The 17,509-nt window shown below is 38.6% G+C and carries 12 protein-coding genes; 10 read left to right on the forward strand and 2 right to left on the reverse strand.

The genetic code is table 11. The features are described from left to right. Window positions 1-116: 116 nt before the first annotated feature. The 3 genes from ACTJJH_RS12300 to ACTJJH_RS12310 all read left to right on the forward strand — a co-directional run bounded on the left by ACTJJH_RS12300 (window position 117) and on the right by ACTJJH_RS12310 (window position 4,371). Complete coding sequence (locus ACTJJH_RS12300; RefSeq protein ID WP_069031302.1) at window positions 117-1,235, forward strand: OmpW/AlkL family protein; 1,119 nt, start codon at window positions 117-119, stop codon at window positions 1,233-1,235. Window positions 1,236-1,639: 404 nt separating this feature from the next. After that, window positions 1,640-2,986 (forward strand): MFS transporter, encoded by a 1,347-nt coding sequence (locus ACTJJH_RS12305; RefSeq protein WP_017480732.1) that lies wholly within the window; start codon window positions 1,640-1,642, stop codon window positions 2,984-2,986. Between the two features lie 170 nt (window positions 2,987-3,156). Then, window positions 3,157-4,371 carry an MFS transporter gene (locus tag ACTJJH_RS12310; RefSeq protein WP_017480731.1) on the forward strand — a complete coding sequence of 405 codons (1,215 nt, stop codon included), beginning with the start codon at window positions 3,157-3,159 and terminating at the stop codon, window positions 4,369-4,371. Window positions 4,372-4,614: 243 nt separating this feature from the next. Here ACTJJH_RS12310 and sthA read toward each other — a convergent pair whose 3' ends face one another. Beyond that, window positions 4,615-6,027: a Si-specific NAD(P)(+) transhydrogenase gene (gene sthA / locus ACTJJH_RS12315; RefSeq protein WP_002118117.1), complete on the reverse strand. Its 1,413-nt coding sequence runs from the start codon at window positions 6,025-6,027 to the stop codon at window positions 4,615-4,617. Window positions 6,028-6,223: 196 nt separating this feature from the next. Here sthA and lipA point away from each other — a divergent pair, with 196 nt between their 5' ends. From lipA to ACTJJH_RS12330, 3 genes are all read left to right on the forward strand, one after another. Then, complete coding sequence (gene lipA, locus ACTJJH_RS12320) at window positions 6,224-7,237, forward strand: lipoyl synthase (RefSeq protein WP_002118167.1); 1,014 nt, start codon at window positions 6,224-6,226, stop codon at window positions 7,235-7,237. A 278-nt stretch (window positions 7,238-7,515) separates the two neighbouring features. Beyond that, window positions 7,516-9,978, forward strand: coding sequence for an acyl-CoA dehydrogenase (locus tag ACTJJH_RS12325; RefSeq protein ID WP_440601186.1), 2,463 nt, complete (start codon window positions 7,516-7,518; stop codon window positions 9,976-9,978). 106 nt (window positions 9,979-10,084) lie between these two features. Next, window positions 10,085-10,468, forward strand: coding sequence for a carboxymuconolactone decarboxylase family protein (locus ACTJJH_RS12330; RefSeq protein WP_032005273.1), 384 nt, complete (start codon window positions 10,085-10,087; stop codon window positions 10,466-10,468). A 37-nt stretch (window positions 10,469-10,505) separates the two neighbouring features. Here ACTJJH_RS12330 and ACTJJH_RS12335 read toward each other — a convergent pair whose 3' ends face one another. Continuing rightward, window positions 10,506-11,042: a cysteine peptidase family C39 domain-containing protein gene (locus ACTJJH_RS12335; RefSeq protein WP_320123613.1), complete on the reverse strand. Its 537-nt coding sequence runs from the start codon at window positions 11,040-11,042 to the stop codon at window positions 10,506-10,508. A 221-nt stretch (window positions 11,043-11,263) separates the two neighbouring features. Here ACTJJH_RS12335 and ahcY point away from each other — a divergent pair, with 221 nt between their 5' ends. The 4 genes from ahcY (at window position 11,264) to ACTJJH_RS12355 (ending at window position 17,281) form a co-directional block, all read left to right on the forward strand. Next, window positions 11,264-12,646 carry an adenosylhomocysteinase gene (ahcY, locus tag ACTJJH_RS12340; protein WP_033847673.1) on the forward strand — a complete coding sequence of 461 codons (1,383 nt, stop codon included), beginning with the start codon at window positions 11,264-11,266 and terminating at the stop codon, window positions 12,644-12,646. 70 nt (window positions 12,647-12,716) lie between these two features. Further along, window positions 12,717-13,553: a methylenetetrahydrofolate reductase [NAD(P)H] gene (metF, locus tag ACTJJH_RS12345; protein WP_372552941.1), complete on the forward strand. Its 837-nt coding sequence runs from the start codon at window positions 12,717-12,719 to the stop codon at window positions 13,551-13,553. 18 nt (window positions 13,554-13,571) lie between these two features. Next, window positions 13,572-14,294, forward strand: coding sequence for a 16S rRNA (uracil(1498)-N(3))-methyltransferase (locus ACTJJH_RS12350; protein ID WP_440601187.1), 723 nt, complete (start codon window positions 13,572-13,574; stop codon window positions 14,292-14,294). A gap of 134 nt (window positions 14,295-14,428) precedes the next feature. After that, a complete protein-coding gene (locus ACTJJH_RS12355; protein WP_440601188.1) occupies window positions 14,429-17,281 on the forward strand; it encodes a putative bifunctional diguanylate cyclase/phosphodiesterase in 2,853 nt (950 codons plus the stop codon). The last annotated feature ends 228 nt before the right edge of the window (window positions 17,282-17,509 follow it).

The following is a 17,509-nucleotide window of genomic DNA, read 5'->3' on the forward strand; positions in this document are numbered from 1 at the left end:
CAAATATTTCAAAAAAATTACAATTATTAATTTTTAATACACAATCTATTCAATAAAACAAGGTATGGTGGGCTCAATAAAAATCAGTAAACAAATGTCGGACATGGAGTCCTTTTATGATGAAAAAGTCATTATTTTGTATGACAGCTGCCTTTTTTGCTCTGCCAACATTCACTTATGCCGCTTCACCATATTTTAGTTTTAAAGATGGCGATGGCTTCAAACGTTTTTCTGTCTCTGCTGGTTGGCTCCATGCTATGCCTCAAGGCTCAGGAAACCCTGTCAATATCAATACTAGCGTTGCAGAAGGTACAACATCTAAAGTTGGAGATGTATCTACAAAAGCCGTTTTAGATGCAATCGACCAAAGTAAAACTTCAGGAAAATTCTGGTATAGCACTATTAGCCTTCTTGATAAGTTTACAGACACTCTTCCCTCATCACTTGCAGGTACAGCAGAAGTTAATGGTCTTTCTCAATGGCAACAACAAGGTTCTGGCTTAGAAGCTGCTGATGTTGATACTGTTGGTCTTATGTTTAATTACAACTTTACGGACAATTTATCTTTAGAAATTAAAGGTGGTATTCCTCCTAAAGTAGATATTAATGGAAAAGGTAATATTTACGCTCCCCTTTCTGGAAAAGCGACTCCACTAAAAGATGGATCTTCGATTGGAGGAATCATAGGAGATGGAATTTCCAAGGCAGGTGGAGATATTCCTTTAAAACAAGACCTGCATATTACTGATCTTTCTCAGGGGGGTAAGGCTGCGACTGCTCGTGCATGGTTACCAGCCGTTGAACTACATTATCAATTTGGTAAATCAGGGGTAAATAAGTTCCGTCCTTATATCGGGGCTGGCGTGATGTATGCATACTTTAATGATTTAAAAATGAATCCCGGTATTGAGGCCGATTTAATTCAAGCGGGTCACATGATCCAGAATATCCATGATGGTAAAGCAGGTGCAGCATTAGATCGAAAAACATCATCAGCAAACCCTATCGTTAAACTAGAAGCAACCGATACTTTTGCCCCTATTGTGACTTTAGGTGCATCTTATGACTTCAACCCAAACTGGTTTGCTGTTGGTTCAGTTTCATATTCCAAAATGAATAATGAAGCAAAAATCTATGTGACTGACCAAAATACAGGTAAAGAGCTAATTAAAGCGAATACCAAAATTGATATTGACCCCCTCATTACATATGTTGGTGTCGGTTACCGCTTCTAATTTTTGTGTCACCCAAAGCTATAAAAACTTATGCATGTTTTTATAGCTTTCTTTTTTTTACATTTTGCTTCTTTTTAAATCAAAATGCTAAAAAAATGAGCACTTTTATAAAGCCGATAGAAAAAATTTACCGTATTCCTCTCTTATGAGCATTTACTGATTTATTTCTATTTTTTAATTAATTTTATTTTTAATAAACTAACCCAATAGAATTAGAAAGTAATTTTTCCTTTTTAGTAAAAATAATTTTTTGGCACGACCCTTGCTTTATTTACAGCATGATGAGTCAACGATGATTCAATGAATAAACCAAGACGGCCAACGATGTCCGCTCTGATCGGTCTGCAGATAGGCAATAAATTGCCATGCAAATTAAAATTTCGTTCAGTTCAGAGGGACGGCGTATGTCTTCAAATATCAATCTAGATGCAAAAAAAGCAACTGAAATAAAATTATTTAGCTTTTCTACTCCTGCAATGCGCGCTTTCCACATGACTTGGCTCGCATTCTTTGTGTGCTTCTTCGCATGGTTTGCTTGCGCACCACTCATGCCGGTTATTAAAGGTGAGTTCGGCTTAACCAAAGATCAAATTGCCAATATCAATATTGCCGCCGTTGCAATTACGATTTTAGTAAGACTCGTTGTCGGTCCGCTTTGTGATAAATATGGCCCGAGGATTACCTATACAGCCCTTCTCTTGCTTGGCAGTATTCCTGTATTTGGCGTTGCTGCTGCTAACAGTTATGAGTCTTTTTTATTCTTCCGCTTACTGATTGGTGCAATTGGCGCAAGCTTTGTTATTACGCAATATCATACAAGCGTTATGTTTGCACCTAATGTTGTAGGTACAGCAAATGCGGCAGCAGCTGGTTGGGGTAATGCTGGTGGCGGTGCAACCCAAGCTCTAATGCCTTTATTACTTAGTGCAATTGTCATGTTCGGTGTCGAACAAACTATGGGTTGGCGTGTTGCATTAATCGTACCAGGCGTAATGATGGTCATTGTTGGTATTCTTTATTGGAAACTCACCCAAGACTGTCCTCAAGGAAACTTCAAAGAAGTCCGCGCACAAGGTATTGAAGTTGGCAGTGGTAAAAAAGGTGGCATGGCAATTTTGATGCAAGCTGCTCGTAACTACCGTGTCTGGATTTTATTTGTGGCTTACGGTGCATGTTTCGGTATTGAAATTTTTATCCATAACGTTGCAGCAATGTACTATGTTGATCACTTCAAAATGGATTTAAAAACTGCTGGTTTAACCGCGGGGATATTCGGTCTTCTTGCACTCTTTGCTCGTGCACTTGGCGGTATTATTTCCGATAAAGTCGCACTCAAAAAAGGTTTAGATGGCCGTACTAAAGTACTAGTACTCATGATTTTAGGTGAAGGTTTATTCTTAATTCTTTTCTCTCAAATGAATGTGATAGCTCTTGCAATTATTTCTATGACGATTTTTGCCCTGTTTACTCACATGGCTTGTGGCGCGACATATGCTCTTGTACCATTTATTGATCGTAATGCATTAGGTGGTGTTGCAGGCATTATTGGTGCAGGTGGTAATGTTGGTGCAGTTGCAGCTGGTTTCTTATTAAAAGGTGTACTCGATATTCAAACTTGTCTATTTATTTTAGGTGGGTTGGTTATAATCGCTGGCTGTAGCGTAATTCTAATTCGCTTCACGACTGAACATAAAGAAAAAGAACAAGTACTTTTTGAACAAGCATTACTTGAACGTAATTCCGCAGCATAATTTCTACAAGAAGCAGAGATCAAAATGGTGTCTGCTTCTTTAATTTCCTTCTCATAAAATACGATCCTTAAGAACTTTTTAATTCTTCTTAAATATTCCCTCTAACTATATCGATATTTTTCGATATATCTTCTACAATAAATCATCATTATTATAATTTTCCATTAATCATGACTAAAACTGGCAACCAATTTTCTCAGTCCCTCATCTATATGCTGATTGGCAGTGCAATTATTTTGGCCCTTTCATTAGGTGTCCGTCATGGTTTCGGTCTCTACCTTGTACCCATGAGCCATGAATTTGGCTGGGGACAGCATGTTTTTAGTCTTGCGATAGCCATGCAGAACCTGATCTGGGGAGCTGTTCAGCCTTTTACCGGTGCAATTGCAGATAAATATGGCAGTAAAGTTGTAGTTGCTGTTGGTGGCTTACTTTATACCCTAGGCCTACTTTTAATGGCTTTTAGTTCAAGTGTACTCATTTTGAATTTAAGCTTAGGTCTTATTATTGGTTTAGCTTTATCAGCAACCTCTTTTACGGTTTTACTGAGTGCAGTAGGCCGAGCTGCCCCTCCAGAAAAAAGAAGTATGGCAATGGGTATTGCCAGTGCAGCAGGCTCTTTTGGTCAGTTTATTATGCTACCTTCCACCCTTCTCTTGCTTAAAACGGTAGGATGGTCGTCAGCTTTAATGGTGAGTGCGCTGTTAATTGCGTTTATCATTCCCCTAGCATGGATGCTAAAAGGACCAAGCAATCAAACGCCAAAAGCAATTGTTCAACCTCAACTCACATTTAAACAAGTACTGAATATTGCTAGAAAACATAAGCCGTTCTGGTGGTTAGCTTTAGGCTTTTTAGTGTGTGGATTTCAGGTGGTCTTTTTAGGTGTTCATCTGCCGGGCTATTTAATCGATCACGGCTTTGATGCAGCTACAGGCACTGTGTTTCTGGCACTAGTTGGACTATTTAATATTGTGGGGACTTATGGTGCTGGTTGGTTAGGAGATCGTTTCTCAAAACCTAAATTATTGATGGCACTTTACGGTAGCCGTGGCATCGCAATCATCGCCTTTTTATTATTACCTCTAAGCACTTATACGGTATATGCTTTTGGCGTCATTATGGGACTTTTATGGCTCTCTACAGTTCCACTTACCAACGGCATTGTAGCGAATATGTTCGGTGTTAAATACCTTTCAATGTTAAGTGGTATTGTGTTTTTCACCCATCAAGTCGGTTCTTTCTTTGGCGGTTGGCTTGGCGGTGTTAACCATGACTTAACAGGTAATTACAATGCGATTTGGCTATGTTCAATAGCTTTGAGTATATTAGGGGTAATCGTACATTTCTTTGTAAATGAGGAGGCTGTTATTCATGACGCATAATGCCTTACTTTTGAAAACAATTATGACTTTGCTCGTGATTACTCTGCTGGCATGTTCAATCATTTTATGGAAACAAACTCCTGATTTATTTGTATATTTCAATCAAGCATTTTGTGCCCACTAGAGATATAGACAGCCAGACGCATACTGCAAATTGTCATAAAAATATAAAAAACCTATGGTCTAATGAAAATAAAAAAGCCCGCAAGTTTGCGGGCTTTTTTATGGAAAACTTATTTAAAATCAAAACAAACGATTCATACCATTAAGCGCAGCTACACGATATGCTTCTGCCATTGTTGGATAGTTAAACGTTGTTTCAACAAAATATTTCAGAGTATTGTTTGGGCTGTGCATAACTGCTTGCCCAATGTGGATAATTTCGGCAGCGTTATTACCAAAACAATGAATACCTAAAATTTCCATAGTGTCGCGGTGGAAAAGAATTTTTAACTCACCCACTGTATCACCAGTAATTTGCGCACGAGCCAAATGACGGAAAGAAGCTTGACCTACTTCATACGGAATTTTCTCTTCCGTTAGTTCCTGTTCATTTTTACCAATTGATGAGATTTCTGGAATGGTATAGATACCTGTTGGGATATCACGTACTGGCTTCGCATCTTCACCACTCATGTTTGCGCCAGCACAGCGCCCTTGGTCATAAGCAGCAGAAGCAAGTGATGGCCAACCAATCACGTCACCAGCAGCATAAATATTTTCAACTTCAGTTTGGTATTGATCATTTACTGAAAGTTGACCACGGTTATTTGGTACTAACCCAACATTCTCAAGACCTAAGCCTTCTGTGTTACCTGAACGGCCGTTACACCAAAGAATCGCATCGGCTTTAATCTTTTTACCACTTTGTAAATGCAGTACAACATGGTCATCAAACGTTTCAAGATGATCCATTTGCTCATTGTGACGAATCAATACACCTTGTTCACGTAAGTGATAAGACAAAGCATCAGCAATTTCATCATCTAGATAACTTAATAATTTTTGCTGAGTATTAATCAAGTCAACTTTATGATCTAGACCAATAAAGATTGAGGCATATTCACAGCCAATAACACCTGCGCCGTAAATAATGATTTTTTGAATTGAATAATCAAGATCAAGGATTTTGTCCGAATCGAATACGCGAGGATGATCAAAGTCTAAACCTTGCGGATGATAAGGACGACTACCTGTAGCAATCACAATTTGCTTACAGATAATTGTTTCTTTAATGCCTTCATGGCTAAAAACTAAAACTGTATTTTTATCTTGAATATATGCACGGCCGTGGAATACACCGATTTTATTGCGATCGTAAAAACGTGTATGCGTATCAACCTGTTGTTGAATTACTTTGTGTGCATTACGCAAAACCTGTTTCATGGTGAACTGTTTCCATTCACCTACTTTTTGAAACATTGGATCGCGCTGATAGCGGATAATACTAGAAACTGTTTGACGTAATGCTTTACTTGGAATGGTACCAACGTGTGCACAGTTACCACCCAGTTGATCACGCACATCTACAATTGCAACACGCTTACCCGCTTTTGCAAGCTTCATTGCCGCGCCTTCACCTGCAGGTCCAGAACCGAGAACTACCGCATCGTATTTAACGAAATTCCCACTAACGACCTCTTTTTTACGTGGCATTGAAAGCTCCTTCCTCACTTGAATGACCATATTTTATAATAAATTATGGCTAATATGCGGTGAATTTATGTATTTCTCAACCCTATATTTCTGAATAACCACATTTATTATATGAATAGTTATTTTCCGCTATTAACTGCAGAAGTTCGCTATAATACAATGTCAATGTCTCTATAAACGAGTGGAAAAGTTAAATATGTCAGAACACCGTAAACCTGAACAGGGTGTAAAACTTCGTGGCGCAGAAAAAGTCGCAAGAATTCCTGTAAAAGTTGTACCTACGGTTGAAGTGCCGCGTAAACCTGACTGGATTCGTGTCAAGATGACGGCACCAGAAGAAGTTCAGCGTATTAAAACCACTTTACGTGCTCAAAAACTCCATACCGTTTGTGAAGAAGCTGCTTGTCCAAACCTACCAGAATGTTTTGGTGGTGGTACAGCAACATTCATGATCATGGGTGATATTTGTACACGTCGTTGCCCTTTCTGTGATGTAGCACATGGTCGTCCAAATGCACTCGATGCAGATGAACCTCGTCACATGGCAGAGACAATTGCTAATCTTAAGCTCAAATATGCGGTAATTACTTCGGTTGACCGTGATGACTTACTTGACGGCGGTGCACAACACTTTGTGGACTGTATTAAAGAAGCTCGTGCACTAAGCCCAAATACATTGCTTGAGATTTTAGTACCAGATTTCCGTGGACGTATGGACATTGCTTTACGCATTATGACTGAATGTCCGCCAGACGTATTTAACCACAACATTGAGACTGTGCCACGTCTATATAAAGCAATGCGTCCAGGTTCAGACTATCAACATTCTTTAAACTTATTAAAAATGTTTAAAGAATATTGTCCTGACATCCCAACAAAATGCGGTTTGATGGTGGGTATCGGTGAAACTGAAGAAGAAGTTATTGCATTGCTTGATGACTTGCGTGCTCATGATGTTGACTATGTGACTATTGGTCAATACTTACAACCTTCTAAACAACACGCGCCAATTGACCGCTTTGTAACGCCAGAAGAGTTCGAACGTTATGCAGAGCATGGCCGTAAACTTGGTTTTAGAAATATTTGGTCTGCACCAATGGTTCGTTCAAGTTACTTTGCTGATCGTCAATACCACGGTGAACCAGTACCGGAAGTTCGTCGCAAAGTAGATCCAGCTAAAAAAATCGCTGTTCAAGTTGTCGAAGCTTAAAATTTAAATATCTATAAAAGCCCTCTACTTCAGAGGGCTTTTTATTTGTATAAGAAAATCAATAACATTTCTTGACAAATCGATAAAACAACCCATTACACTTTCACTTAAAAATATCTTATACCTAAAAGTACGATATATCCCTGCTCTAGCATATACATCAATTGCGACATAAAAAATTAAATTTAAACAGCATTAAAAATTAGCTAGTTAAGCCTTAAATCTCTCCTCGCTTTTTGTAACTTCTAACTTGAGGGCTTATCTAGCAAGGAGCAAGTATGATTTTCCTACTCTTTGTTTTAAGCGTTGTCATTCAGCTTTTTGCAATATGGGCAATTTTCTTTTTTAATCTAAACAGAACCATTGGTAGTGTTATTACGATTGCTGTAGCCATACTTACTGCACTCATATTAACGCCATGGGCTCTCCTTTTAGGTATTCCCCTTATTGCCCTTAGTATCATTATTTTATTTGCACCATTACGCTTTAATCTGATTACTCAACCTGCATATAAAACATTAGCAAACTCAATGCCGAGCATCAGTACGACTGAACAAGAGGCTTTAGAGGCAGGTACCAGTTGGTGGGAAAAAGAATTATTTATGGGGGCACCCAATTGGTCACAATTTGAAAAATATCCCTACCCAACCTTGTCAGCAGAAGAACAAAGTTTTATCGACAATGAAGTTGAGCTCCTTTGTAGCATGCTAGATGAATGGGAAATTCATCATCACTTAAAAGATCTACCACCAGAAGTTTGGCAATTTATTAAAGATAAGGGTTTTTTAGGACTCATTATTCCAAAATCCTTTGGCGGCAAAGAATTTAGCTCATTTGCCCAAAGTCGTATTATGAGCAAAATTGCTTCCCGCTCACTCACCACAGCTGTGAGTTGTATGGTTCCAAACTCATTAGGTCCGGGTGAGCTACTCATGCACTACGGTACAGATGCACAAAAACAGCAGTATTTACCGGGCCTTGCTAAAGGTGAAGAGATCCCATGCTTTGGTTTAACCAGTCCAGAAGCAGGTTCAGATGCAGGCGCGATTCCAGATTCGGGTGTTGTTTGCTACGGCGAATATGAAGGTGCTCAAGTCCTTGGACTTCGCATGAATTTCTCTAAACGCTGGATTACGCTTGCGCCAATTGCCACCGTTGTTGGTCTAGCCTTTAAACTTTATGACCCAGAAGGCCTATTGGGAGATAAAGACAAAACAGAATACGGTATTACTTGTGCCTTAATTCCTGCAAGTCATGTGGGTGTAAAAATAGGAGCACGACATTTTCCTGGTTCTCCATTTATGAATGGAACCGTAGAAGGAGAAGATGTTTTTATTCCTATTGACTGGATTATTGGTGGCCAAGAAAATGCCGGTAAAGGCTGGCGTATGCTCATGGAATGTTTAGGTGTGGGCCGTGGTATTTCCCTTCCAGCATTAGCCACAGCCGCAGGTGAAATGAGCTATTTAACCGTTGGTGCTTTTGCGAAAATTCGTCAACAGTTCAATATTTCTGTCGGTAAATTTGAAGGCGTACAAGAAGCAACCAGTGAAATTGCCAGCGATGCCTATATGCTTGAAGCATTCCGTTATTTAGTGACATGTGGCCTAAACCAAGGTGGAACACCTGCCGTGATGACTGCTATGGCAAAATATTATGCAACTGAAACGATGCGTAAAGTCGTAAATCACGGAATGGATATTGCTGGCGGACGTGCAATTCAACTTGGGCCACGTAATTTCCTTGCCCTTACCTATCAGGCAATTCCAATTGCTATTACAGTAGAAGGCGCAAATATTTTGACCCGTTCATTGATGATTTTTGGTCAAGGCTCAATGCGTTGTCATCCTTATCTATTTGAAGAGTTACAACTCCTTCAATCTGAAGATAAAAATAACTCAGTCAAAAAATTCGATGATTTGTTATTTAAACATTTAGCCTATACCTTTAACCGTGGTGCAAGATCATTTGCCTACGGTTGGACAGGTGGCTCAAGCGATGCGCCTCAGTCAGCAGATCAATTCACTGCAAGTTACTATAAAACGATTAACCGTTTTAGTGCCAATTTCGCACTTGTTTCGGATATGTCACTTGGCTTACTTGCAGGAGATCTAAAACGCAAAGAAATGTTATCCGGACGCTTGGCAGATATTCACGCGCACCTCTTTATTTCTACTGCGATTTTAAAATTTTATGAAGCTGGCCAAAAAACTGAAGCTGAACAACTTCATGCTAAATTAGCTCTACAAAAAGCTTTCTTAAATATTCAGGAAGCATTTTGGGGATTATTTGAAAACTTCCCAGCTAAACTTCCCGCAGCATTTGTGAAATGGATCTGTTTCCCTTTAGGCCGTGTCATTTCAAAACCAGATGATGAGTTAAAACAACAAGTCGCTGAACTTATGATGCAAGAGCATTCTTTCAGAGAACAGCTTAAGCATCACGTATTTTATTCAACCAAAGCCGATGATGTAACTGGTCGTTTAGAGCATGCTTTCCAAATTCTACGAACGCTTGAACCACTTTGGGATAAGTTTAAAAAAGCTGAATCTAAAGGCAAATTTACAGGACTTACTTTCGAAGAGAATATTGCACAAGCGATAAAAGAAGGCTTTATTTCGGAAAGCGAAGCTCAACAATTATTGCAATACAACGCAATTCGATTCGACAGCATGCTTACAGATGTTTTTGATGAAAAACTCGACAAGGATCTTCCTTTGTCGAACCCTCATCAAATTTAGTGACTGATGCCTCCACTAATTCACTATTGCAATCACACTTGATTCGCATTAATTAATAAACAGCCATAAAAGCGTCACTCGACGCTTTTATTTTTAGGAGAAATTAATGTCTAAGCAAGATTACGAAAATGGATTAAAAGTTCGCACAGAAGTGATGGGAGAAGCTTTTGTAAAGCGTGCACAAGAAAATACCGTACCCTTTACCCAGCCTGTGCAAGACTGGATTAACGAGCATGCCTGGGGATCGACTTGGCAACGTGAAGGTGTGCTACCTCGTAAATATCGCTCATTAATTACTTTGGCAATGCTCACGGCACTAAAATCACCAACTGAACTCAAAGGCCATGTTCGTGGTGCACTCAACAATGGTTGTACAGTTGAAGAGATTCAAGAAACTCTATTGCACAGCCTGCCATATTGCGGCGCCCCTGCTACACAAGAAGCTTTTCGTGCTGCTTTAGAAATAATTCAAGAATATCAACAAAAATAACTTCAATATGAGCCAGCACTCTACTGGCTCTTTTTATCTAATTCAATTTGGATGAATGCATCTGAAAATTACGATCATCAATCACAATAGCCTGACGGCAAATCCCCTCTACTTGACGCTGCTTTTCAAAAACTCCCGCTGACATCGGTTCAAAACTATCAAAAAAGCAAATTTCATTTTGATCTATAGAATAAATGAGCGACTGGTTTCCAACCCCTTCTAAAGTATCGTAGTACACAATCACCATTTTTCCGTTTTGAATTGCAGCTTGAATATCTTGATAGCTCAGCGCTGGTCCAGTTGGAATTTTTAATACCTTTGCTTCTTTATAGCTCATGCGTTCGCTTTGGCTAATGCTAGGATCCTCATCTGAATGAAATGACACTTCAAATCCTAGCTTCTTTAAAGCAACAGCTAAGGCAATCGTATAGGTGCCTCCTTCATCGTGTCGGCAAACATTAATCAGCTCAACCACATCAATTTGTACTCCATGATGCTGAAGCACCATCCAAACTGCAAAAACGCCACAGTTTGAATCTAGGCTTGCCAACGACTCGGGAATATTTAATGCCATAATTAGAATCTAAAGTGATAATTACGCAGATAATAAACAAAACTGGATTGGCACTAAAAGCTTTTCCAAGTACAATGTTTCGCTAGTCGAGGGATGCTGCGACAATTGATCGGCACTAAAGATCAATTTGCCAGGCTCGACGATCGGTTAAACATTCGTTTTAACCAACAACGGCATCCGCGAACAGAATGATCAATACTATTTTTTCCTAGGAGATCCTGATGAACGCGGTTAATGCTTCATTTACAGATTACAAAGTTGCTGACATCTCTCTTGCTGACTACGGCCGTAAAGAAATCAAACTTGCTGAAGCAGAAATGCCAGCTTTGATCGGCTTACGTAAACGCTATGCGGCTTCTAAACCACTTGCTGGCGCAAAAATCCTTGGTTGTATTCACATGACCATTCAAACAGCTGTTCTTATTGAAACGCTTGTTGAATTAGGTGCTGAAGTACGCTGGACATCATGTAACATTTTCTCTACTCAAGACCATGCTGCTGCTGCAATTGCTGCTCGCGGTATTCCAGTTTTTGCTTGGAAAGGTGAAACTGAAGAAGAATATGTATGGTGCCTTGAACAACAGATCAATGTAAATGGTCAACCTTGGGATGCCAACATGATCTTGGACGATGGCGGTGATTTAACTGCTCTTGTTCATGAAAAATACCCTGCGCTTTTAGAACGTATTCACGGTATTACCGAAGAAACTACAACAGGTGTTCAACGTCTTATCGAAATGTGGAAAGACGGTTCTTTGAAAGTTCCTGCAATTAATGTAAATGACTCAGTTACTAAATCTAAAAACGACAATAAATATGGTTGCCGTCACTCATTAAATGACGCAATCAAACGCGCAACTGACATGCTTTTGTCTGGCCGTCGTGCACTTGTAGTGGGTTATGGTGACGTGGGTAAAGGTTCTGCTCAATCTTTACGTCAAGAAGGCATGATCGTTCGTGTCACTGAAGTTGACCCAATTTGTGCAATGCAAGCATGTATGGATGGCTATGAAGTTGTATCTCCATACAAAAACGGCGTACAAACAGGTAAAAAAGAAGATATTAACCAAGATCTTCTTGGCAACACTGACCTCGTTGTAACAACAACTGGTAACTACCACGTGTGCGATGCAGCAATGTTAGATAGCTTAAAAGCTGGTGCAGTTGTATGTAACATCGGTCACTTCGACACAGAAATCGATACAGCTTATTTACGTGGTTACAAGTGGGTTGAAGTTAAACCACAAGTTCACCAAGTTTATCGTTCAGAAGATGAAAATAACTACCTCATTCTTCTTTCTGAAGGTCGCCTTGTAAACCTAGGTAATGCAACTGGTCACCCATCACGTGTAATGGACGGTTCTTTTGCTAACCAAGTTTTAGGTCAAATTCACTTATTCCAAGAAAAATTTGCTGATCTTCCTGCAAATGAAAAAGCTGCAAAAATTCGTGTAGAAGTTCTTCCTAAGAAACTTGATGAAGAAGTTGCCGCTGCAATGGTTGCAGGTTTCGGTGGTGTACTTACCCAGTTAACTCAAGAGCAGGCTGATTATTTAGGCGTAGCTGTTGAGGGGCCATTCAAGTCTGACGCTTACAAATACTAAGAACTTAAGGGCAGACGGTGAACCGACTGCCCTTTTTTCTAAAATGTTTCGCTGTTTACAAGGATTTGACATGACTAAACGTACACCTATTTCTTTTGAGTTTTTTCCACCAAAAACTGATGCTGGTGCTGAAAAACTTCGTATTGTTCACCAAGAATTACAACTTCTGAACCCTGAGTTTTTCTCAATTACTTATGGGGCTGGTGGTTCTACTCGCGAACGTACTCTAGCTGCTATTGATGATTTCAATGGTAAAGGTACACCAGTTGCACCTCACCTTTCTTGTATTGGTGATGATAAAGCTCGTATTGCTGAGTTACTGGATTTATATAAAGCTCAAGGCATTAACCGTATTGTTGCTTTACGCGGTGACTTACCTTCTGGTCAGGTTGGACTTGGGGAACTTCCGTACGCACAGGATTTAGTACGTTTTATTCGTGAGCACTCAGGTGAACATTTTCATATTGAAGTTGCAGCTTATCCAGAAATGCATCCTCAAGCTGAAAACCTTGATTCAGATATTCAACGTTTTATTGAAAAAGTACAAGCTGGTGCCAATGCAGGAATTACTCAATTCTTCTTTAATCCAGATTCGTACTTTTATTTTATAGAGCGTTTAGAGCAAGCTGGAATTAACACTCCGGTGGCTCCAGGAATCATGCCTATTACCAATGCAAGCAACTTAATTCGCTTTGCAGACGGTACGGGTGCTGAAATTCCTCGCTGGATCCGTAAGCAATTACAAGCCTATGGTGATGACAGTGAAAGTATCAAAGCTTTCGGTCATGAAGTTGTTGTTAAGTTATGCGAACGCCTTATTGCAGGCGGCGCACCAAGCTTACACTTCTATTCAATGAATCAAGTCGAACCAACTCGTCAACTTGTTGTTGATCTTGGTTTAAATTAATTTTGTAAGGCGTACCCAATGAACCGTTTTTTTATCGAAACTGAACTTACAGTTGGCTCAACAATTCAACTGACAGAATCAGTATTCCATCATTGGGTGCGCGTTTTACGTGCACAACTACAAGAACAAGCGACTCTATTTAATGGACAAGGTGGTGAATATCTCGCGACTTTGTCCGAAATTAATAAAAAAAATGCGTTTGTCACCATTGAGAATTTTAACCCTGCAAACCGTGATGCCCCTTTTAAAGCTATTTTAGGTCAAGTCATGAGTAAAGGCGATCGAATGGATTATGCCATTCAGAAAGCCACTGAATTGGGTGTAAGTCAGATTCAATTGCTAACTAGTGAGCGTTGTGAAATGCGCTTAAAATACGATCGAGATCAAAAAAAATTAGATCACTGGCAAGCTGTTGCAATTGCAGCATGTGAACAATGTGGCCTCAATTTGGTTCCAGAAGTTTTAGCGCCTATTTCTCTTCATGAATGGTTAAGTTCTTCTGAGCTTCCACAATCTAAATTTGTTTTAGCACCAGAAAAAGAACAAAAAGATGTATTGGCGGGAATACAGCCTGAACTTGCCTTATTGATTGGCCCAGAAGGTGGCCTAAGTGAAAGTGAAATTAACCAAGCCAATCAAGCTGGATTTATGAACTGGTGCATTGGTGACCGAGTTTTGCGTACAGAAACTGCCCCTGTTGTTGCCTTGTCTATTTTAAATTATCGATTTTTATCCACCTAAGTTCTCTGCACATTGATTAAATCATTATTTAAAGTTAACTTACTTTTATTGTATGAATAAAATTTCAAATTCTTTTTCACTGATAAATCAGATTCTTTCTGTATATATGTAAAAAAATAGGATAGAAAAATCTTATGTCTGGGCTTCAGGAAGAATATCTACAGCATCAAACAAAAATTGAACAGCTGAAACTTTCAACTCAATATATCCGCTGGTATTTAATTAGCCTGATATTACTGTGCCTTATTTCATATGGTATTTTTTCTTATTATTTTTCATCTGCAATAACAATATTTAGCTGGTCTATTGGCCTTACCGTCGTCGCTCTTGTCTGCTTATTATTTATTCCAAATATTTTAACTCACTATCGCACGATTGATTTTACCAAAAAAGCTGATCGTGTCTTACAAAGTATTTGTTTATTCTCAGGAATTTTAATTGGAATAAATGTCACAATTATTCATTTTTATCTACCTCCTGACTTAATTGCACTACCAGATGCTCATATTTTAATTGCTTTATTTATTACTTCGGCTCATATCATTGGCCTTACTTTTTTAACACAGCAACCCCGATATTTTTATCTCTTATTTATTCCTAGTACCCTCCCTCTATTAATTGCTCAATTCACACATAATCCCATAACTCAGCTACCTTTTTATTTCGCCTATAACCTCACCTTTGTAGCAACTGTGCTTTGTGCATATGCAACTCAACGCAATTACCAAAAGATCTCTCAATTATTATTAAAAAACAAACAGCTTGTTCAAATTTCAGACCAGCATACCCAGTGGGCTGAAGAATTATGTGTACAACTCCAACAAGAAGTGAATAAGTCCAAAGATATTGAAGCCCAGCTTCAATTTAATAATCATTTACTTGAGCAAAAAGTACGTGAACGTACCTATGACCTCACAAAAATGAATGAGCAACTCGAAAGCCATCACTATAATTTAGCTTTTGCACATGAAACTGCGGGTATTCGGCCTTGGGATTGGGATATTGAAAGTCAAAGATTGGAAATTACATTTTTCGATCAACAAAAACAAACTCAAACCGCCGTTATTCATCTCAACACGATATTAGATCGTATACACCCAAGCGATAAAAAACTTTTTGACGAACGTTTAAAACAACATTTGGAAGGCGTTACAGATCATTTTAATATCACCTTTCGAATTTTACGTCGAGATGGTTCTTGGAGATGGATTCATGATGTAGGCCGTGTCATCACCAGAGATCCAAAGACACAAAAAGCGCTTCGTATGGTGGGAATGACCCGTGATATACATCAAGAGAAAAAGGATCAAGAACATCTAAGACTATCTGCAATTGTGCTCGAGCAAGCTGCGGAAGGAATATTTATTTTAGATGAGCACCTAAACTATATTGATGTAAATCCCTACTATGAAAAATTAACCGGATTTTCCAAGTCAGAGCTTCTGAGTAAAGAACTATTTAGCATTACAATTAATCAAAAAGAATTACAACAACAGTTTCATACATCAATAACCCAACAGCTCTTGGAGACAGGAGAATATATGGGTCAGTTTGACGAAAAGTTTAGTTCTGGTAAAAGCGTATATTTATGGTTGCATATCAATGTGGTCAAAGATGAATTCAATCAAATTACCAATTATATTGGATTTGCACGCGACCTCACTGAGCAAAAGCGCCAAGAGCAGCACCTATCTTACTTAAAAAACTACGATAGCCTCACCCACCTGCCTAACCGCCTTTACTACTACAATCAATTACATCAATATCTTGTAAACCCTTCATATAACATTAAAAATTTAGCTTTAATACGAGTAAATATTGACCGCTTCCGAGCTTTCAATGAGTTTTTAAATAATGATAGTGGTGATGAATTACTTAAACAGTTCGCACAAAGATTACGCTTAATCAATATCAATGCGATTTTAGTTGCCTATTTAAATAGTGATGATTTCGCAATCATTTATGAGATTTCACCAATTCATCCAAATATTGAGCAATATTGCCAAAATATTTTACAAGCACTCAATGCACCTTTTTACATTGATAATCACGAATATTTTATTACCGCATCTATCGGTGTTGCATGTTTTCCTGAACATGGCAGACAAATTGATCATCTCAACAATCATGCAGAGCAAGCACTTTCCGAGGCAAAACGTTTAGGTGGTAATACAATTTGCTATTATTGCAATAAAACAAATCACTCATATAAAACTGCCGATTTAGAGCAAGAGCTACGTAAAGCCATTCAAAATGATGAATTTGTCATTTATTACCAGCCCAAAATTAATCTACACGATCAATCAATTATCGGTTTTGAAGCACTCATTCGTTGGCAGCATCCTGAAAAAGGATTAATCCTGCCAAATATGTTCATACCATTTGCTGAGCGTAGTAGCCTGATTTCAGATATTGGGAAAGTTGTTTTAGATAAAGTTGGAAAGCAACTCCAAGAGTGGAAAAATGCTGGTTATATCGATATTCAAGTCTCTGTAAATATTGTCGCTCAACAAATACATCGAGGCTTATTACTCAATGACTTAGATGAGGTTTTGCAAAAATATAATATTCAAGGTTCAGATCTCGAACTTGAAATTACAGAGTCAGCCCTTTTAGACAATACTGCCAATGTAAAAACACTATTACACGCGATAAAACAACGAGATATCTCAATTGCCTTAGATGACTTTGGTACGGGTTATTCCTCTTTAGCCTATTTGACAGAGTACCCAATTGACGTATTAAAAATTGATCGTGCTTTTATTTCTAAAATTGGTGATCACAAACAAGAAGCAATTGTAAATGCAATGATCGCGATGGGTAAAAGTATGGGACTTAAACTGGTTGCTGAGGGTGTAGAAACAAAAGAACAAGTCACCTATCTACAAAAACAGCAATGTGATTTTTTACAAGGCTATTTCTTTAGTCGCCCTATTCCTGCCGAGCAGATTATTCCTTATCTACAAACAAATCCGCATATTTCTTAATTGTTCCAATCATCTATTTTACCTATGCTGCTTTTTCCAAAAATGAGCGTTTTTGACTGTGAGAAATAAAGAAGTAGTGTTATATTCTTTAGCATTTAGCTCACCACGGGGCTATTGGCAATTCGTCTACTATTCTCTTAATTGGTAAAAATTAAAGCGTAGTTAAAGAAGTGAGTTGCCTCTCCCTAAATGAGCAATTTGACTAGTTTGCTTTTTTGTATCAAATAG

Source organism: Acinetobacter sp. 22301 (assembly GCF_052045285.1).
GTDB lineage: Bacteria > Pseudomonadota > Gammaproteobacteria > Pseudomonadales > Moraxellaceae > Acinetobacter > Acinetobacter pittii.